The organism is Mesorhizobium sp. M8A.F.Ca.ET.165.01.1.1, assembly GCF_004792065.1.
Lineage (GTDB): Bacteria > Pseudomonadota > Alphaproteobacteria > Rhizobiales > Rhizobiaceae > Mesorhizobium.
This window is the reverse complement of the sequence record NZ_SRTH01000285.1, coordinates 1-278: the sequence shown is the minus strand read 5'-3', so window position 1 is coordinate 278 and position 278 is coordinate 1. Positions and strand designations below refer to the sequence as shown.

At 68.7% G+C, this 278-nt stretch carries 1 pseudogene; it reads left to right on the top strand.

Going from position 1 to position 278, the window contains the following annotated elements:
• Window positions 1-278: pseudogene (locus EN808_RS36115) on the top strand (alkaline phosphatase); the annotation flags it as partial.

The window sequence follows — 278 nt, the reverse complement described above, 5'->3', positions numbered from 1 at the left end:
GCGCGACCAGCGCCTGATCGTCTGGACCACGGACAACAAGAAGGCCGAACTGATCGGCAGCCTGCCGCTGGAAAGCGGCGCGCCGGACGACAGGTCGGCTTTCCTGGCCTTCGGCCGCTGGCTTATGCCGCGTTCGGCGGCGGCGTTGGAGCACGCGGTAGCCGCGCTGCGCGAACAGCCGAAAGCCTTCGATCTCGTCATCGAGACGCAGGCCGGCGTGCCGCTGGAAGTGCACGGCCGCAAGAGCGCGGCGCATGTCTTGGTGCGCTTCGTGTCGC